10 protein-coding genes and 1 pseudogene are annotated in these 17,519 nt (G+C 45.7%); 9 read left to right on the top strand and 2 right to left on the bottom strand.

Annotation, left to right across the window (positions count from 1 at the left end):
- Positions 1-108 precede the first annotated feature (108 nt).
- Positions 109-441 (top strand): annotated as a pseudogene (locus tag LW728_RS08285) (LOG family protein); the annotation flags it as partial.
- Positions 442-469: 28 nt separating this feature from the next.
- Here LW728_RS08285 and LW728_RS08280 read toward each other — a convergent pair.
- Complete coding sequence (locus LW728_RS08280; RefSeq protein WP_002796539.1) at positions 470-859, bottom strand: hypothetical protein; 390 nt, start codon at positions 857-859, stop codon at positions 470-472.
- Positions 860-1,020: 161 nt separating this feature from the next.
- On the opposite strand from LW728_RS08280, the gene queA reads away from it, so the two are divergent.
- The 3 genes from queA (at position 1,021) to gcvT (ending at position 5,672) form a co-directional block, all read left to right on the top strand.
- Positions 1,021-2,118 carry a tRNA preQ1(34) S-adenosylmethionine ribosyltransferase-isomerase QueA gene (gene queA, locus LW728_RS08275; RefSeq protein WP_287766203.1) on the top strand — a complete coding sequence of 366 codons (1,098 nt, stop codon included), beginning with the start codon at positions 1,021-1,023 and terminating at the stop codon, positions 2,116-2,118.
- Positions 2,119-2,281: 163 nt separating this feature from the next.
- Entirely contained in the window at positions 2,282-3,970 is a 1,689-nt protein-coding gene (locus LW728_RS08270) for a serine protease (RefSeq protein ID WP_287766201.1), read from the top strand.
- A 595-nt stretch (positions 3,971-4,565) separates the two neighbouring features.
- Positions 4,566-5,672, top strand: coding sequence for a glycine cleavage system aminomethyltransferase GcvT (gene gcvT, locus LW728_RS08265; protein ID WP_287766198.1), 1,107 nt, complete (start codon positions 4,566-4,568; stop codon positions 5,670-5,672).
- Here the strand turns inward: gcvT and LW728_RS23160 are convergent.
- Positions 5,641-5,904, bottom strand: a complete 264-nt coding sequence (locus LW728_RS23160; RefSeq protein WP_016517242.1) for a DUF6444 domain-containing protein — start codon at positions 5,902-5,904, stop codon at positions 5,641-5,643. The genes gcvT and LW728_RS23160 overlap by 32 nt on opposite strands.
- A gap of 1,021 nt (positions 5,905-6,925) precedes the next feature.
- On the opposite strand from LW728_RS23160, the gene LW728_RS08260 reads away from it, so the two are divergent.
- The 5 genes from LW728_RS08260 (at position 6,926) to LW728_RS08240 (ending at position 17,423) form a co-directional block, all read left to right on the top strand.
- Positions 6,926-7,102, top strand: a complete 177-nt coding sequence (locus LW728_RS08260) for a hypothetical protein (protein WP_287766195.1) — start codon at positions 6,926-6,928, stop codon at positions 7,100-7,102.
- A 349-nt stretch (positions 7,103-7,451) separates the two neighbouring features.
- The gene (locus LW728_RS08255) at positions 7,452-10,379 is read left to right on the top strand and encodes a type I polyketide synthase (protein ID WP_287766192.1); all 2,928 of its coding nucleotides are present in this window, start codon (positions 7,452-7,454) and stop codon (positions 10,377-10,379) included.
- 21 nt (positions 10,380-10,400) lie between these two features.
- A complete protein-coding gene (locus LW728_RS08250) occupies positions 10,401-13,850 on the top strand; it encodes an SDR family NAD(P)-dependent oxidoreductase (protein ID WP_287694445.1) in 3,450 nt (1,149 codons plus the stop codon).
- Between the two features lie 66 nt (positions 13,851-13,916).
- Positions 13,917-15,470: a thioesterase family protein gene (locus tag LW728_RS08245; RefSeq protein ID WP_103112243.1), complete on the top strand. Its 1,554-nt coding sequence runs from the start codon at positions 13,917-13,919 to the stop codon at positions 15,468-15,470.
- Between the two features lie 141 nt (positions 15,471-15,611).
- Entirely contained in the window at positions 15,612-17,423 is a 1,812-nt protein-coding gene (locus LW728_RS08240) for an NAD(P)/FAD-dependent oxidoreductase (RefSeq protein WP_287694443.1), read from the top strand.
- Positions 17,424-17,519 lie beyond the last annotated feature (96 nt).

The raw sequence follows: 17,519 nt of genomic DNA, 5'->3' as shown, positions 1-17,519 counted from the left end.
GAGGCCGCCTTTAGCGGGAATCCGATAGAGAGGTTCGTAGTTAACCCAGTACGGGTCAAAGCGTACAAAGCTAATTCTAGATGCAATATTTGCGTACAGAATTAGTAACTATTTTACCCCTACCGTCACATTCGTAAACTTACCATTTTTGGCTCGGCACGCATCAAACCCCACAGCAGTGAATACCGTCTGGCAGTGGACTTCGCACGCTGTATCAGTCAATACGGTTTTATGGTGTTAACTGGCGCTGGGGGTGGCATCATGCAAGCAGGGAATGAAGATGCTGGACGGGAAAATTCCTTCGGATTAAATATTCAGCTACCCTTTGAACAGGGGGCTAACCCCTAGATCATAAATGATGCCAAATTAATCGATTTTAAATATTTCTTTACCAGAAAACTATTTTTTCTGCGGGAAAGTGACGCAGCAGCTTTATTCCCTCGAAGAGCATCCCGAGAGAAAATAAACCCTAGGCCAGAGTTTCCGGACAGTATCCTAAACCCTTAGTAAATTGTTGACGAAAAGCCTCTATATCTTGCTGATCCGGGGTACCATGGGACACGATCGCCACTTGATAACGACGCATGACATCAATAGGAGATTGTCCCGTTTCCAAACTCCAAAAAACCATCTGGAGACGCATTTCCGGTTGATAGGTAATCCCTAACTCATTCATGTAGGCGCGAAAATCACCGTGTTGGCAAGGAGTGAGCATTTGATTAAACTTTACCTTGACCACCCAACCGTTAATCTGATGGATAACCGTCATCACGGAGGAAGGCAGATGAGTCATCGATCGCAGGTATTCGGTGACTCGTAGCGTTAAACTAGCATTAGCAAGAAAATAGAGATAGTCCATAGTGGCCGCCGGGCTATTGGCTAATAGTCACGATTAGTGTTATATCTCTAAGTCTGACGATAAACCGTTCTCGATACCAAGGGGAGAAATCCCCGATTCAGTGAAGTTCGCCTGGGTAGAATTACCCAACTTTTGCGAAGATTTTTATGATGACAATGACGATGACCCCCGATCAATTACTCTCCAGCTACGATTATCACCTTCCTCCGGAGTTAATTGCCCAAAATCCCGCAGAAACCCGAGACAGTTCCCGTCTTTTGGTGGTAGATTCTCCCAATAGTCATAATGTGGCTATTTTTCGGGATTTACCCACTTGGTTAGAGTCGGGGGATTTGCTGGTTTTCAACGATACTCGCGTGATTCCGGCCCGTTTATTTGGACGTAAAACCACGGGCGCCCCCGTAGAAATATTACTATTAGAAGAACAAGATGACCATCTTTGGTTATCTCTGGTGAAACCGGGAAAACGCTTTAAAGTCGGTTCAGAAGTCCTTTTTTATCCGAAAACAGGGCCGACGGAAGACAAAGAAAAATTATGGTTAGCGAAAGTAATCGACCGAGATCTGAACACTGCTGGTCGTCTGCTGCAATTTCAACGTCATCCCGGACGCAGTTTTTGGGATATGTTGGAGGAGTACGGTCATATTCCTTTCCCCCCCTACGTCACCGAATCGGAGGCGGAAGAAGACCGTTATCAAACAGTTTACGCTGATAAACAGGGTTCTGTGGCCGCTCCCACGGCCGGATTACATTTTACTCCCGAATTATTCCATAAGCTCGCCCAGAAGGGTATAGATACCACCTATATCACCCTTCATGTGGGAGTGGGAACCTTTCGCCCCGTGGAAGTGGAAAATATTACAGAACACCTAATGCACCAAGAATTTTTGCAGATTTCCGCCGAAACTGCCGAAAAAATCGCCCAAACAAAGGCTAGAGGTGGCCGGGTTATCGCCGTGGGGACCACGGTAGCTCGCGCCTTGGAAGGGGCAATTAAAGAAACTAAGAGCGAGAAATTAACCGCTTTTCAGGGAAAAACGAATTTATTTGTCTATCCGGGTTATCAATGGCGAGTTATCGACGGCATGATCACTAATTTTCACCTACCCAAGTCCAGTTTGATGATGTTAGTCAGTGCCTTAGTCGGACGGGAAAGACTATTGGCATTGTATCAAGCAGCTATCCAAGAGCGTTTCCGTTTCTATTCCTTCGGTGACGCTATGTTAATCCTACCCAGCGCTTGCAGCAGTAATCGGTAAGTAGTTGGACAAAATTACATCCACACCCCAGAAAGAAGGAGGGCTAGAACTGCGGAAAGGGCAACAGGAAAGGGGAAAAATATGTATAAGCGGCCCGCGCATCTAAATTGGTCTAGGTCGATTATCGAACCACCTCTGGCCTGTTGTCTATCCTAACCAAGAAATGAAAAGAAAAGATATTAAAATCGGTCGCCGCTATTCTGGCAAATCCTGGCAAATATTTGTAATTATTGCCTTTATCGCTGGCACTCCCTTTGCTATTTTTTATCTTATTGCCTTGGCTTATCTCTGGCAAGGAGATCAACTTTTGGCCGCGGGGGAGAAGGAATCGGCTCTGTCTGCCTACCGAACAGTTTTATCTTTTCACGAAAATTCAGTCCAAGCCCATATAAAAATCGCTCAGGTCTTACAAAGTCAAAAACGCTATTCTGAAGCCTTACAAGCATATAATCGTGGCTTTATAGTTAACGATAAACCACCGATGGAACCCTCCCTAAGTAATCATTTAGTAGCTTTGGGAGATATCTTCGCGCAAGAGGAAAAATGGTCGGAGGCGATCGATGCTTACCAAAAAGCAATTATGATTAAACCAACTTTTAAAGGGCAATTTCAGCTAGGAAAAGCCCTCTATAGCTTACAACGTTGGGATGAGGCGGCGAAAGCTCTGCAAGCAGCGGTTTTTCTCGATCCTAGTCAGGGAAAAGCCTATTTTTATCTGGGAAAGGCCTACAGTGAACAGCAACTCTGGCAAGAGGCCAGTTATGCCTATGAGCAAGCTCTAGAATTGATACCTAGTCAGGGTGAAATCTACAAAAAATTAGGAGAAGCCCTAGGAAAACAGGGAAAATGGCAGCAAGCAGAGCAAATATATCGACAGGCTTTAATTTACGCCCCTAAAGATGGGGATATTTATAATTATCTAGGCAAAGCTTTAGCGGAACAGGGAAAACTAGGGGAAGCGATGGCAGTTTTTCAACAGGCACGCCAAATTAGCCCCAAAAATGCTAATATTTACGAAAATCTTTGTTATACCTATATCAATAGCGGTCAGATCGATGAGGGTTTAAATTGGTGTCGGCAAGCCGTAGAAATCGATCCCAATTTATCAGAAGCTAGATTTATTTTACAGGAAATCCAACGGGGGCGATTAATTCACGACAATCCCGAATTATTAAAAATGCCAGAGATAATTCCCAGTGTTAAGAGTGATCCTCTGGTGAATTTAAAACGCTCAATTGTTAAAATTGTCGTGCGCGGCAAAAATAACAATGGGATCGGCACTGGTTGGTTATTAAAACGAGATCAAGATAGAGCTTGGATCGTGACTAACCGTCATGTGGTGACGAATTCCCGTCAAGAAGTCGATGCAGGGGCCCGCATTTTTGTCGAGTATTATAGTCAACCACCCCAGGGAAAAATACGCAAGCGTTCAAAAGCTAAAATTCTCCACATTACCCCCCCTAACGACTGGCTCGATTTAGCAGTATTAGAGGTAAAAAATCCTCCCCCAGATTTAAAACCTTTAGCTTTAGCGCCCCTACCAATTGCCCCTAATCAACCGGTAATCTCGATCGGTAATCCTTTTAATCAAAAAGATTGGACTGTCAGCAAAGGCACGGTTAATGATAATAACGAAAAATCCTTAAGTTTGTCCATGTTTGTCGTTTCTGGACAGTCGGGAAGTCCAGTTTTAAACGATAAAAATCAAGTGGTGGGAGTGATTTCTCAAGCGAGTTTATTTTGTGATAATCCCTCCACTCCTAAACCCCTAGAAAATGCCGTTAGATTGGGCTGCGGTTTCGCAATTCCCATTGACAGAGTGCGAGAAAGGTTAAGGGAGTGGGAATTATGAATTATCAATTATGAATTATGAAGTGGGGAACTTTTTCAGTTATCAGTGAACAGTAATCAGTAATCAGCTTCTGAAAGCAAGGGGCAAAAGAAAGAATCTGGCAATTCTCCTACCTAAAAAGAAGGTTATAAACTAAGTAGATCAAAGCTTTTAGCTTAACAAATTAGGTTTTAGTTTCGGCCTTTGTTATCAGTTATCAGTGGATAGTGATACTAAATCCAGTTATTAAAAACTGATTATTTATTCCCCTTTGCATGAGTGCCTCTTGCATGACTGCTTCTCCGCATAACTAGCCTGTACTCAACGGATTTAGTATGATTGATCACTGTTTACTGTTTACTAAGTAGCTGGTTATAATTAAATTAAAAATGGATTTTAGGTTCGATCCCCCCTTAGTCCTAGGCTTGATTCATAGTAGGGTTGATTCATGAATCAACCCTACCCTTAGTCCCCCTTGATAAGGGTGGTGTCTGATAATTTTTAACGCCTACCTACTTATTTACTGTTTACTGGTTACTGATAACTGATAACTGATCACTGATAACTGATAACTGCTATGCTACTCTAGGCAGAAAACCATTCGATCGAGATCACCGTGGCTAACCAAGAAGCAACTTCCCCCGCTATTCGTACCCCTTTATACGACCTAATTGCCCAACAAACCAGCAAATTTACCCCTTTTGCGGGTTGGGAGATGCCGATACAGTTTAGCGGCTTAAAAATCGAACATAATGCTGTCCGCAATGGTGTGGGGATGTTTGACATTTCCCACATGGGCAAATTTATCTTAACTGGCGATAATCTGGTTCAATCTCTCCAAACCCTAGTTCCCTCTAATTTAGCCCGTTTAAGAGCAGGAAAAGCACAATATAGCGTTTTACTTAACCCAGACGGTGGCATAATCGATGATATTATCTTTTACTACCAAAGCGAAAGCCAAGGCGTATTAATTGTTAATGCCTCAACCACCGATAAAGATCGAGAATGGATTTTAGGCAATTTAGAGGGTTCGGGGGTCAAATTAAAGGATTTATCGCGAGAAAGGGTCTTAATTGCCCTGCAAGGACCAAAGGCAGCGACAATTTTACAGCCCTTGATCGGGGAAAAATTAAGCGATTTTGGCCTATTTAATCACTGGGAAAGCCAGCTTTTCGGGGAAAAAGTTTTTATCGCTAGGACCGGTTACACAGGAGAAGATGGGTTTGAAATTATGGCCCCTCCTGAAATCGGACAGCAACTTTGGACAGAATTCTTAAATTTAGGGGTGACTCCCTGCGGTTTGGGGGCCCGGGATACCCTGCGTTTAGAGGCAGCTTTAGCCCTTTATGGACAGGATATCGACGATAGCACGAGTCCCCTAGAGGCTGGCTTAAATTGGTTGGTTCATCTGCCAGAAAAAGGCGATTTTATCGGTCGCAATGTCCTCGAAGACCAAAAACTTAATGGTGTCAATCGGCGCTTGGTGGGATTGCAGATGTCCGGCAAACATATCGCGCGTCACGATTATCCAGTAGTATTCGCTGGGGAAGTGGTGGGTAAAGTCACCAGTGGCACTTTATCACCAACTTTAAACACAGCGATCGCTTTAGCCTATCTTCCCACACCTTTCGCCTCGATCGGACAGGCGATCAAAGTGGAAATCCGCGGCAGCAACCACCCCGCTACCGTAGTCAAAAAACCCTTTTATAAAAGTAAAAAGTAACGTAACTACCGAGGTCTTGACAAATTAGGAAAAAACCAGAACTTCCCCCTTGAGAACTTGAGTAAAAACTTGTTTGTTCCTTGTTCCTTCTTAAGTCCGTCTGTTGAGGGGGCTGAGAACTATTCTGAGTATTTAATCCCAGTCTCCTCTCCAGCTCGGCTATCTTTTCCCGCAGAGCTTGATTTTCCTTCTCTAATGCTTTAATTCTGTTGGCTTGTTCTTCGTAAGTCATGGTTGACATTCTAACGCCTTTTTTCTCTACCTCGGCAGTTACGATTTATTCAGCAAACCCTAAATAAGTAGTTGGACAAAAGTAAAGTTAACTGTGGGGTAAGGAGTCAGTAGCCGGTCGTCGGTCGTCAGTAAGAATTGCGGCAATTTACATTTCTTAAGATAGACAACAGAATTTATGTCCGACTACTTAGCAGTAAGGTTCTTGATGAGAGATAACCATTAGAAAGAGGTAAACTCCCAAACGCATCTACTGCTTATCGGCTCTCCTCGTTTCTGTGTGGAAGGAAGAAGAATAGGGATAATTTTCCAGAAATATACTCTTCCAATCTTCAAAGGGAGCATCTCACCTTTGTAACCCCCAAATCAGGTTTTATGTCAAGCTATTTTGAAAGCCTTGCTAGAAACCAGTTTTAGGGACAAGTATAATGACTCACTTGCATAAATGAGATGCTCCCGAATTGACTCTTCAAAGCCTTGCCGTCGCCAAGACTCCTACGAATGATCAGCACTGATGATCACACAAAGTCGAGAAGAGCAGCTTATCTTCTTGCTTAACATCCTAAACTTCGATTGTCACTGCTGAAACTTACCCATATACTTGTGAACCAGAAGTGTTGAATGTTAAGATTTTGAAGATCATGACCAAGTTATGTATTCGCTCTGATAATACCAAAAAGGACTGATTATTGACTCCATTCTCAATAGCGAATCTAATTTAGCACTGTAAAATACTGGTTTTGTGAAGTTTTATTGCAGGATTCAACACTTCTGCTTGTGAACAAGTTACAACTACAGAGTAGATGCTAAAGTTTTCCCTTTAACATTTCTCTGGAAAATCCTTTGAATAACTGAATACCTTGGCTTATATACCGTGATTTTATCAAGGTTATCTTGAGTGCCAATGAGACAGTTGTAACTGCTAAATGACAATAAATCATAAGCTTTCGGGAAATACCGAAAAAAGACCTGGCTGGGTTCCCCCGCTCCTAGGATAACCAGATAGTTATCAAACACAATTATTGTCCTCAAAACAAGGAAAAAAATGCCGAAAACTCAAAGCGATAAAATCGCCATTTCGCCAGTTTCCCGATCAACGTTTACCACTCTCGGAATATTATGATCCCGATCCCGCCACTCCCGATAAAACCTACGGAACACGCGGGGCCTTCATTGATGGCTTTCAATTTTTTTCATAATTAGGGGTTTCAAGACCCCCCTAGCTGGTGCCGAGAAAACCTTCACCAGCTAAGTATTTTTACTCAAGTCTCTGGAGGGGTACAGCTTATGTGACAGTTGAGGGTGCGGAATGTGTGATTTTATACAAAAGAACGTGCGATTACCCTGTAAATTGGCTCATATACCAGGGTGAGAGCATCTCAAACGCCATTAACAATTGGCCAATTTTGTGACAAACTCGCTGTGTATGCATTTCAATTGATACCAATCAATCAGAATAGTTACGAACTCGACCCATTTGTCCGAGTTTGGCTTAACACTTGAGATGGCAAATTCTACTCAAATATTGTCCTCAAAACAAGGAAAAAAATGCCATTTCGCCAGTTTCCCGATCAACGTTTACCACTCTCGGAATATTATGATCCCGATCCCGCCACTCCCGATAAAACCTACGGAACACGCGGGGCCTTCATTGATGGCTTTCAATTCGACTGGATTAATCGTCGAGTTCCCAAAAAAACGGTCGATGGAACCGACATCGTGCATTGGTTAGCCTTAGAAATAGCCGACAAAGCGCTCGAAGATGCTGGGTATCGTCGAGATACCGTTCCCACCCAAAAAACCGGGGTCATTCTCGGCAATTCCTTAACTGGAGAACATACTCGCTCGAATGTGATGCGGTTACGTTGGCCCTACGTACGAAGAGCCTTGCGGGCTGCTGCCGAAGTCAAAGGACTGTCTGGAACAATTGTGGAAGAACTTCTCGAAACAATGGAGAAATTCTATAAATCCGTTTTCCCACCCATTACCGAAGATACCCTAGCTGGGGGACTGTCCAACACCATAGCCGGACGAATCTGTAACTTTTTTAATTTTGACGGTGGTGGTTATACGGTCGATGGTGCTTGTTCCTCCTCCCTAATCGCCGTTGTCACTGCCGCCAACGCTTTAAGTAATGGCGATTTAGACATGGCCTTAGCCGGTGGCATTGATATCAGTCTCGATACCTTTGAATTAATTGGTTTCGCCAAAACCGGCGCACTGACGGCTCAGGATATGAGGGTTTATGATCGCCGTGCCAGTGGCTTTATCCCTGGGGAGGGAGCTGGTTTTGTCGTTCTCAAACGATTAGCCGACGCACAGGCCAATGGCGACTACATTTATGCCCTGTTGGACGGCTGGGCGTTGTCCTCCGACGGCAAAGGAGGCATTACCGCACCCTCTAAGGTGGGACAGTCCAAAGCCCTATTAAGAGCTTACGAAAAAGCCGGTTATAGTCCCCAGTCTCTTCATTTTATTGAAGGACATGGAACCGGAACCCCCGTAGGCGATCGGGCTGAAATTGAAGGGGTAGCCCTAGCCATGAACGCCTCGAAACCTGCCCCCCCTCGTTCCTGTGGCATGACTTCTTTTAAATCCCTAGTTGGTCATACGAAAGCGGCGGCCGGGATCGGGGGTTTCATTAAAGCGGTCATGGCGGTTAATCAGCGGATCGTTCCCCCTACCGTTAACTGTCAAGAACCGAATCCCGTTTTCGAGGAGAGCGCCCAATGTTTATATCCAGTGCAACTAGGGGAAGTCTACCCAGAAACGGAGATTTTACGGGCGGGAGTGTCGGCGATGGGTTTTGGGGGCATTAACTCCCATGTGACCCTTTCTTCCGGCGATCCGGCGACAACTCGTCTCAAATCTGGCATAGCCGAACGGGCTTTATTCGTGTCCAACCAAGATACAGAGTTATTTGTTTTTGGGGCGAATTCAACGACAGACCTGTTCAAAATCGTCGAAAAGCTGAAACCGCGAGTAGAAGGCATGAGTTTGGCAGAAATGCCCGATTTAGCGGCTAAATTGGCGCAAGAATTACCTGAACACTGCTCTACGAGGGCCGCCCTGATCGCAGCAACTCCCGGGGAATTATCCACGGGACTCGATCGCCTCTCCCTACTGCTCACAGAGTCCCCCCTTAGAAGCGGAGAAATGCGCGTCTCTCCCCAAAAGGATCTTTGGTTAGCCGAAAAGGTGCAACGAACCAAAATCGGCTTTCTCTTCCCCGGCCAAGGTTCGCAACGTTTAAATATGGCGCGGATGTTGGTGGAACGTTACCCCTGGGCGCAGGATTTTCTCTCCCAAGCCGATCAATGGTTGCAAGAAGCGGGATTTGTGCCGATCGGTCCGGTGATCTACCGTCCTCTCGATCGAGCCATCAATCGCGAAGAGGTGGAAAATTGGTTCCAAGCCTTGACCCAAATCGCCCCACAAACGGTTTGTTTTGTGTCCTTACTATGGCAGAAATACTTACAGCGATTAGGAATTAAACCGGTGGCTGTGGGCGGTCATAGTTTAGGAGAATTAACGGCCTTCCAAGCGGCGGATTGCTATGACGAAAAAACTTTACTTTGTTTCGCCGCCCTCCGGGGACAGGTGATGACGGAGAGTAGTTCCACTACAGGGACAATGGCCAGTTTAGCTTGTTCCCGTTCTCAAGCGGAAGAGTTACTACGAGGAGTCGCGGGATATGTGACAATCGCCAATTTAAATAGCCCCAGGCAAACAGTGATTTCGGGTGAGGTCGATAATGTTTTGGCGGTTCTTGAAAGGGCTTTGGTGCGAGGGATTCAAGGAAAAAAATTACCCGTCGCTAACGCTTTTCACTCGCAAATGGTGGCTGCGGCGGCGGAAAAACTTCGCCAAACTTGCTCTTTTGCGGAATATCCAACGCCGAAGTTGTGGTTAGGATCTAGTAAAACAGGACAGCAAGTTTCCCAAGTAATTTCTCTATCAGAACACTTCGCTGACCAAATTACTGCACAAGTTGATTTTATTTCTCTATACCAACAGATTGCTCGTCAATGTGACTTCTTATTGGAGGTGGGTCCAGGAAAAGTTCTTTCGGGATTGACCGCGGAAATCGCTGAAGTTCCCCTCTGTTTGCCCCTAGAATCTCAAGTGGGTAATACACGAGATCTGAATACAGCAATTGCGGCGATATTTGTGCAAGGAACTGGTATTAATTGGAATTTTTTCTACGAAAATCGGTTGATTCGTCCATTTATTCCAGCGTCAGAACGCCTGTTCATTGATAATCCTTGTGAGCGTTCCTTCGATTTCGAGCGTGAGGAACTCGATCAAATCATCCCTTTTCCACTTCAAACCACATCTAAATCAGCTTCTCTAGAGAACTTACCTGCTTTATCCACAGAGGAAATGAGCGACCTTCTCAGTCATTATTTTTCGCAACGAAGCTCATTTTTAGCCGAATTAATTCGGGCTGATTTAGAAAACCTCTCTTTCCTGTAAACCTATTCGCTGGATGATACCATGACTCACGAAAAACTTTCTCCCAACGAACAAATGAATGAGAGAATTTTGACAATTCTCTCAGCTTATTTTCAGCAAAGGGGTTCCTTTCTCGCTCAAGTAATCCGCGCCGATTTACAGTCTCTAGGCAGTAACTTTAAGCCTTCAGATATCCCGAACAATGGGAAAAGTCCGACCCATTCTTTCTCGGCTCCGACCCTAGAGAATCCTACAATAAAACCACCGGTTATGGTCGATGCTGCTCCCGCGAAATCTGTACCCACCGTGGCCAGCCAACCTCCTGCCAATTTAGAAACCCAATTAATTGTTTTAGTAGCGCGGAAAACGGGATTTCCCGAAAATACTATTCACCTAGGAGCAAGACTGCTAGATGATTTAAATTTGGATTCTATTAAGGGAGGGGAATTAATCGCGGATTTTGCCAAGGAGTGCAGCGTAGCGGGAAAAGTGGATCCGACCACTCTAGCGAACGCATCTCTTCAAGAAATTCTCGAAGCCGTGCGAGAAGTGATGCCTACCTCAATGGAGCCTTCTACCCCGAATCCAGTGGTAACTACAGAATCTAGAAAGGATGTGCAAACGATTTCTCGCCTCTTGCTAGAATTAGTTGCCGGAAAAACGGGGTTTCCGATCGATAGTTTGTCCCTACAATCGCGCTTACTGGATGACCTGAACTTAGACTCCATTAAAACCGCAGAATTAGTAGCGGAAGCGGCGAAACAGTTGGGCGTTGCCGGCCAGCTCGACCCCGCTCAGTTTGCGAATGCCCCCTTGAGCGAAATCGCTGAGATTTTAGCCAAACATAGTCAATCGCTCGGGACGGACAATCCTTCACCCGTCCCAACCGCTCCCTCTCTAGCTTCTAGCTCTTCTCCTTGGGTTCGTAACTTCGTAGTAGAATATTCCCCCGAAGAAGCGATCGAGCTGCCGGCAGAGGAAAGAGAAAACTGGGAAACCGCCAATTTATTTGCTTACGACAATTGGCCAGAAGCGCGCATTCTCATCGTCGCGGAATCGGAAGAAACGGATTGGGTGCAGATGCTGGAGAAGCACTGGCAAGACAAGGGTGCGATGGTCGAGAAGATCACCTACGAAGAAATGGCCTGGCAAGGAGGGATTCAAAACCCGAAATATACGCACTTCTTGGGAATTTTGCCGCAAAAAGCGCGAGGGGATGGCGATTCCTCGGCGCGATTACTACGAGCTATGTCTCGCCTTAGAGCGATCGCCACTCCCCTCAGTGCCAAGCAATTAGAACGGGAATATGTCACCGTCGCCTATCTTCAATTCGGGGGAGGTCACTTCGGTCGTTTACCCGGAATGAGCAATCTGGAACAATGCGGTACGATGGGCTTTGCCGCTAGTCTGCATTTAGAGCGGGCAGATCTGAAGGTACGGGTGATCGATTTACCCAACCAAAACCCCTCGCCCGCGTTGACCGAAACCATCATTGGTGAAATCGGACGCAAAGAAGCCTATTTAGCCGTGGGCTACGATGAACAATCGATCCGTCGCCTTCCTCGCCCGAAAGTACAGGATCGCACCCAATACGCTTCCCGTTCCCTATCTTGGTCAACGGAGGACGTGGTATTGATTACCGGTGGTGCGAAGGGAATTACCGCCGAATGTGCCATCGCTTTCGCTCGACTCACTGGAGTCAAAACCGCCCTTGTGGGGCGTTCTCCCCATCCCCAAGATGATCCCCTTGATGCTAGTGCGCGCGAGATCGCCCAAACCCTACGGGCGTTTGCGGAAGAACGGCTGATCTGTCGTTACTATTCCTGTGATGTCACCGATGCGATCGCTGTCCGAGAGCTAGTTACTCGTGTTCGCCAAGAGCTAGGCCCGATCACCGGTGTGATTCATGGTTCGGCGTTAAACAAACCCCGTCGGGTGGAAAATTCCACTCTCGGCGAGGCCAAATCGGAAGTAGCCCCCAAAGTCCTGGGCGTTTTGAACCTAATGGAAGCCTTAGAAGAAATGCCGCCGCGACTTTTTGTCGGATTCTCCTCCATTAGTGCGGTTTTGGGATTACCCGGGAATACTTGGTATGGCTTTTCCAATGAATCCCTCGACCTTCTACTTCGCAACTTTGGCGAAAGACACCCAGAAACGTCGGTTTTGGCGATCGCCTTTAGCGTCTGGTCAGAAGTGGGCATGGGGGCACGCATGGGAACGGTTCGGAATCTCAACCGGATGGGCATTGAGGCCATGCCCACAGAAGATGGAGTCAATCGATTCTTAGAACTGATGTTTAAAGATCCCGGCGATTCTCAAGTAGTGGTCACGTCCAAATTGGGCGGCGTGGAAACCATGCGACGGGGCTTTGATACATGGCGTACCCATCGTTACGAACCCCCCGCCTCTTTCTCATTTATCGAGAATATTCACACCATCGAATTGGGAGTAGAAGTGGGTTTCCGTACCCGTCTTACCCTCACTCAAGACTCCTATGTTCGGGATCATATCTATAACGGTTCCTATCTTTTCCCCACTGTCTTCGGTTTAGAAGCGATGGCTCAGGCCGCCTTCTATGTCAGCCAAAAAACAGCATTTTCTCGGCTTCGTCTGCAAGATATCCGCTTAGAGCGACCGATCGTTGTCGATCCCGAACAGGGAGTAGAGATCGAAATTTGGGCGCGAGTTCTCGAAAAGAAATCTCCTCTTGAGCCGCTACAAGTGCGCGCCGAAATCCGTACGGAACGGACAGGGTTTACCATCGCCCATTTTGCCGCCACCTTGATTCTCGACGATCAAAGCGCCGAAGTTCCCCTCTCCACGGTAACTGTACCCGATCGACCCCTAGATCTTGACCCCAAACAGGATCTTTACGGTTGGTTACTCTTTCAAGGAAGCCGTTTTCAACGACTGAAAAATGTCTATCGTCTCAACTCGAAAGAATTCCTATTCTCCACCCAAGTAGGCGGCGAACGAGCGGAAAAAGAAACCTTCGATCGAGCCGATGGCCCGTTCCTCCTCGGTGATCCCTACTATCGCGACTCTCTTCTGCAATCAGTACAACCGATTATCCCTCAAGATATCTGTTTACCCATCCGCATTGATCGTATTGATCTATACCAAATTCCCCGGAACCAATCCTGTTTTGGACTAGCTATCAATGAAGGACGCGAGGGCAAAGAGTATCGTACCACTGTCACGGCAGTCAACGAGCAGGGGCAGGTTTTGGAAACGTTAGAAGGTTATCAGTTAAGGATTCTAGAACATCGAGGCGACAATCCCACGGCGGAGGAAATCGCCAATCCTGGTCAACGGGACGAACGGCGATTACAAGAACAATTGAAACAGTCGGCCGAAGCCTTCGGGATCGATGCCCCAACCCTAGCGCTCACCTATCAACCCGGTTTACAAAATTTACCCAGCAGTGAGCGCCGACAACAGGAAGTTCCCTTATTCGCCAAAACAGTCGGAAATTTCCTCAATCCTTCCTAATCATTCCGGGAGAATGGTGCGAAAAACGTCTCATTCTCTCCACCTAGTTTCGGAGAATGTTTCAAGATGGGCAAATTCAGACAAGATACGATTACTTCCGCCGTTGATTCTTGGGAACCAGGGAAAACGATGAAAGCACCGCTATATTCGATCACTTCTGGAACAACTCTTCCCCCGGGGATTGATGGTTTACCACTCCCTCAAACTCCTGAAATTCAGTGGTTAACATCAGGTCAACCGATACTGCAAGGAGCGGGAGTGGAAAATGTCGGGGTTTCCCTATCCCATGATGAGCAATTCTGTCTGTGTGTCTCCGGTTATGGTCGGCAAGGGTGCGATATCGCCCCCATTACTCAACGAAGTCCCCAAGATTGGATCGCTTTACTGAGTTTTAAACGAGAACTTCTACTTCAACAATTACTCGCTCGAGGAGTAGAATCGATCGACCAGGCAGCAACTCGCATCTGGGCCGCCCTAGAAGCTCTCCGGAAAGCTACCCAAGCCATGGACATCGACTTAGTTTTAGAACGATCTCTCGGAGAAAATGTTTTATTTCGAGGCCTCGTTGCTGGTCAGTCTTTATCTGTGCTTACCTTTCCGGTGAAACTTACCCGCAATCCTCAAAGAATGGTAGCGGTGGTGGTCAATTCAACTCCCATTTCCTCCCCTCCCCAAACCACCGTTTCCACTCCCTTGCAAAAACTAATCTGGCGCTGGCCTGTGGGTTACAAGGAAACGGCAACCATTAGCCAAAATGTTTATTTTTCCTACTTCTTTCACTGGATGGGACAAGTACGAGACCGGGCAATTCAACCGATCCGTCATACCTTGGGGGAATATCTCAAAACGGGACGGTGGGGAATGGTAACCAATCGTAGCCAAGTAGAGATTTTTGGAGATTTAGGACTACAGGATCAAGTAGAAGTTCATTTTTGGGTGCAGGAAGTTTCTGGATCAACTGTTAATTTTGGTTACGACTGGTTTCGGGTGACAGAGCAAGAGATACGAGCAAAAATTGCCCATAGTACTTTAACCATGACTTGGACAGAAATTTCTCCTAGTCAAGGCTCAAAAATTCACCCCCTGCCCCAGTTTTTAGCGGATTTTATGGCGGGTCTTTATGAACCGATTCAAACTTCGCCAGTTCCTTCTCTTTTCTCCATGGGCAAGGAACTCTACCGCGGCCATTATCCCCGCGAGAAAGGAAAATTACTCCGGCAAGAATCCTTTCTCACCTCGTTAGAAGAAACGGATGCGATCGGAAATATTAACTTCGCCATCTATAGTGATTGGCAAGGTCGTTTACGTGATCGTTTCGGTTACTCCCTAGTCCCCGAATTCTATGGACGTTCTGGCCAACGAGGAGAATTTCGTTGTCTTCGTAGTCAGATTGACTATTTACGAGAAGCTCTCCCTTTTGAAGAAATTCACGTTTCTATGCAACTGAGGGCTGTATTTGAACGGGGAATGACCTTAGGTTTCGAGTATTTCCGTCAGGATGCGGCGGGTAATTTCCAGAAACTTGCCGTGGGAGAACAGGATGTAATTTGGCTTCTTGCCGATCAACAAGGCCAATTTCAACCCAGTTTTTTACCTTCGACTATTCAAGACGCTTTCTGAGCCGATCGCTCAATTTCTTGGCCGAATCTTTCCAGAAAAAAATCTAGCGAAGTTGAAGTATTCCCTAAATCAGTTTTTTCCTATCTCTTGAGCGGCTATATTCAAGCCACCAAAGTTTTTTAAATACTAGGAGTTGTTACCGTGAAAAATATGTCTAATCGCCCTTACGATGTAATTATTATGGGGGCCGGGTTAGCTGGCCTTTGTCAAGCTCGACATCTAATGCTCAAAATTCCTAATATTCGGATCGCTATGATTGATCCTCGTCCCGAAAATCGGACAGAAAAGGATCTCAAATTAGGAGAATCTACAGTTGAAGTAGCGACACTATTTTTTGGCAAAGATTTAGGATTGTACGAATATTTAATTGAAAATCATCCCCCGAAATACGGTCTGAATTTTCACTGGCCCAAGCGCAATGATCAGACAAAAACCATCGATGATTACTTTCATATCTGGGCAAATCGGCAACCGGATTTAGCTTCGACGCAACTAAATCGCCCGAAATTTGAACGCGATCTGCTGAAAATGAATCGGGAAATGGGCGCAGATTTTTATAATGGCCGGGTAGTGGATATCGATTTGACCCCGAATGATCAACTACATACCGTTAAGGTTAAATTACCAAACGAGTCGATCGAGTTACAGGGTAAGCATCTTGTAGATGCGGCCGGAAGAAGATTTTTAATCGGCAAGAAAACTAATAATATTAGTTTCGATTCTAAGGATTTGTATGGGGTAAATACTGGTTCAGCTTGGGTTCGGGTTCAAAATGTCGATCGAACAATTTTTCATTCTGGTTACGACCCCACAGGAGCAAGCTGTAGTCATTACTACGCCACCAATCACTGGTTTGGTAAAGGTCATTGGTTATGGATGATTCCCACTGATATAGAGACAATGGAATTATCGATCGGTGTGATTCACCACCATGATTATATTTCCAGTGAAAGCCTCAATAGTAAGGAAAAATTCTATGAATTTCTCAAGGCAAACCATAATATTCTCTATCAATTGGTCACCAGTGCCGAGAATATTGATTTCCACTACTGGCCGAGGCTCGCTCACACCAGTAAAACCCTATACTCTCCCGATAATTGGTATGTGATTGGCGATTCTGCTTGTATTTTTGATGCTTTTTATTCTCTCGGATCGACGATGATCGTATCAGCGATCGATAGTATTACAGAGATTATTCGCGCCAAGTTAGCCGGAGAAGTCAACGCGGCGGAAAAATGCCAAGCCTACAATCAATTCAATCTGACTCTGATCAACTCGATTAATCTCTTTATGCATAACCATAGTCGTCACTTGGGAGATGCCAGTATTATGAGTTGGCGAATTTACTTTGAAAACATGATTTGGTTTGGCATTTTGATCCCCATTTTTGTGGGCAAATGGCACTTAGACTTAGAGTTTATCCCCCAGTTCGTCCAAACTTTCCAAACAACCCTCAGAAGTCTAGTTTATGAAATTCACGATCAGTTCGATCAACTGGTGGACGAAAAGAAAAATATCGGCTTAATGGATTGTTACCGTAGTGATCAACTGATTTGGAACTATCACACCCCTAAGCGTTATACCCACGCCCTCGAAAATGCCCAATATGAACCAAAACAAACCAGCGTATTTACCAGCATGAAGAAAACCTTCTTCTATCTGACCATTTGGTATCTAAAACTGCAATGGAAAAGTGGCGGTCTGTCCCAAGTTTGCCACCCCCGTTCTCTGGGGACAATGGCAAAATTATTGACCACCTCTATTTACATTGGTCTGGGAGATATCATCTATAGTTTAACTGGGAATCATGGCAGCGAAAGCCGATTGATCGCCGAAATGAGACAGGCTTTTCAAGAGTATCAGTATGGGGATACCCTTCAACCTTGGACAGTCGAGGGAGTAGATACTAAATCTCCCGAAATGGAAGCGGAAAAAGTTCCCTTGCAAGTGTAGATATTTTCTAGGGTAAGTTACCCCGTTCAGACAATGTTTACCCCCCGAGAAAAAGCTGATTTCTTTTCTCTCTCTCTCATCAAAAATATCCCTGCT

This window comes from Microcystis sp. 49638_E5 (genome assembly GCF_021300285.1).
GTDB lineage: Bacteria > Cyanobacteriota > Cyanobacteriia > Cyanobacteriales > Microcystaceae > Microcystis > Microcystis aeruginosa_C.
Note: the sequence above shows the minus strand (reverse complement) of the source record. Positions and strands in the feature narration are given on the sequence as shown.

Coding starts and splice junctions, on each gene's coding strand:
- LW728_RS08280 (WP_002796539.1), bottom strand. CDS start 859: ATGGACTATCTCTATTTTCTTGCTAATGCTAGTTTAACGCTACGAGTC.
- queA (WP_287766203.1), top strand. CDS start 1,021: ATGACCCCCGATCAATTACTCTCCAGCTACGATTATCACCTTCCTCCG.
- LW728_RS08270 (WP_287766201.1), top strand. CDS start 2,282: ATGAAAAGAAAAGATATTAAAATCGGTCGCCGCTATTCTGGCAAATCC.
- LW728_RS23160 (WP_016517242.1), bottom strand. CDS start 5,904: ATGACTTACGAAGAACAAGCCAACAGAATTAAAGCATTAGAGAAGGAA.
- LW728_RS08255 (WP_287766192.1), top strand. CDS start 7,452: ATGCCATTTCGCCAGTTTCCCGATCAACGTTTACCACTCTCGGAATAT.
- LW728_RS08250 (WP_287694445.1), top strand. CDS start 10,401: ATGACTCACGAAAAACTTTCTCCCAACGAACAAATGAATGAGAGAATT.
- LW728_RS08245 (WP_103112243.1), top strand. CDS start 13,917: ATGGGCAAATTCAGACAAGATACGATTACTTCCGCCGTTGATTCTTGG.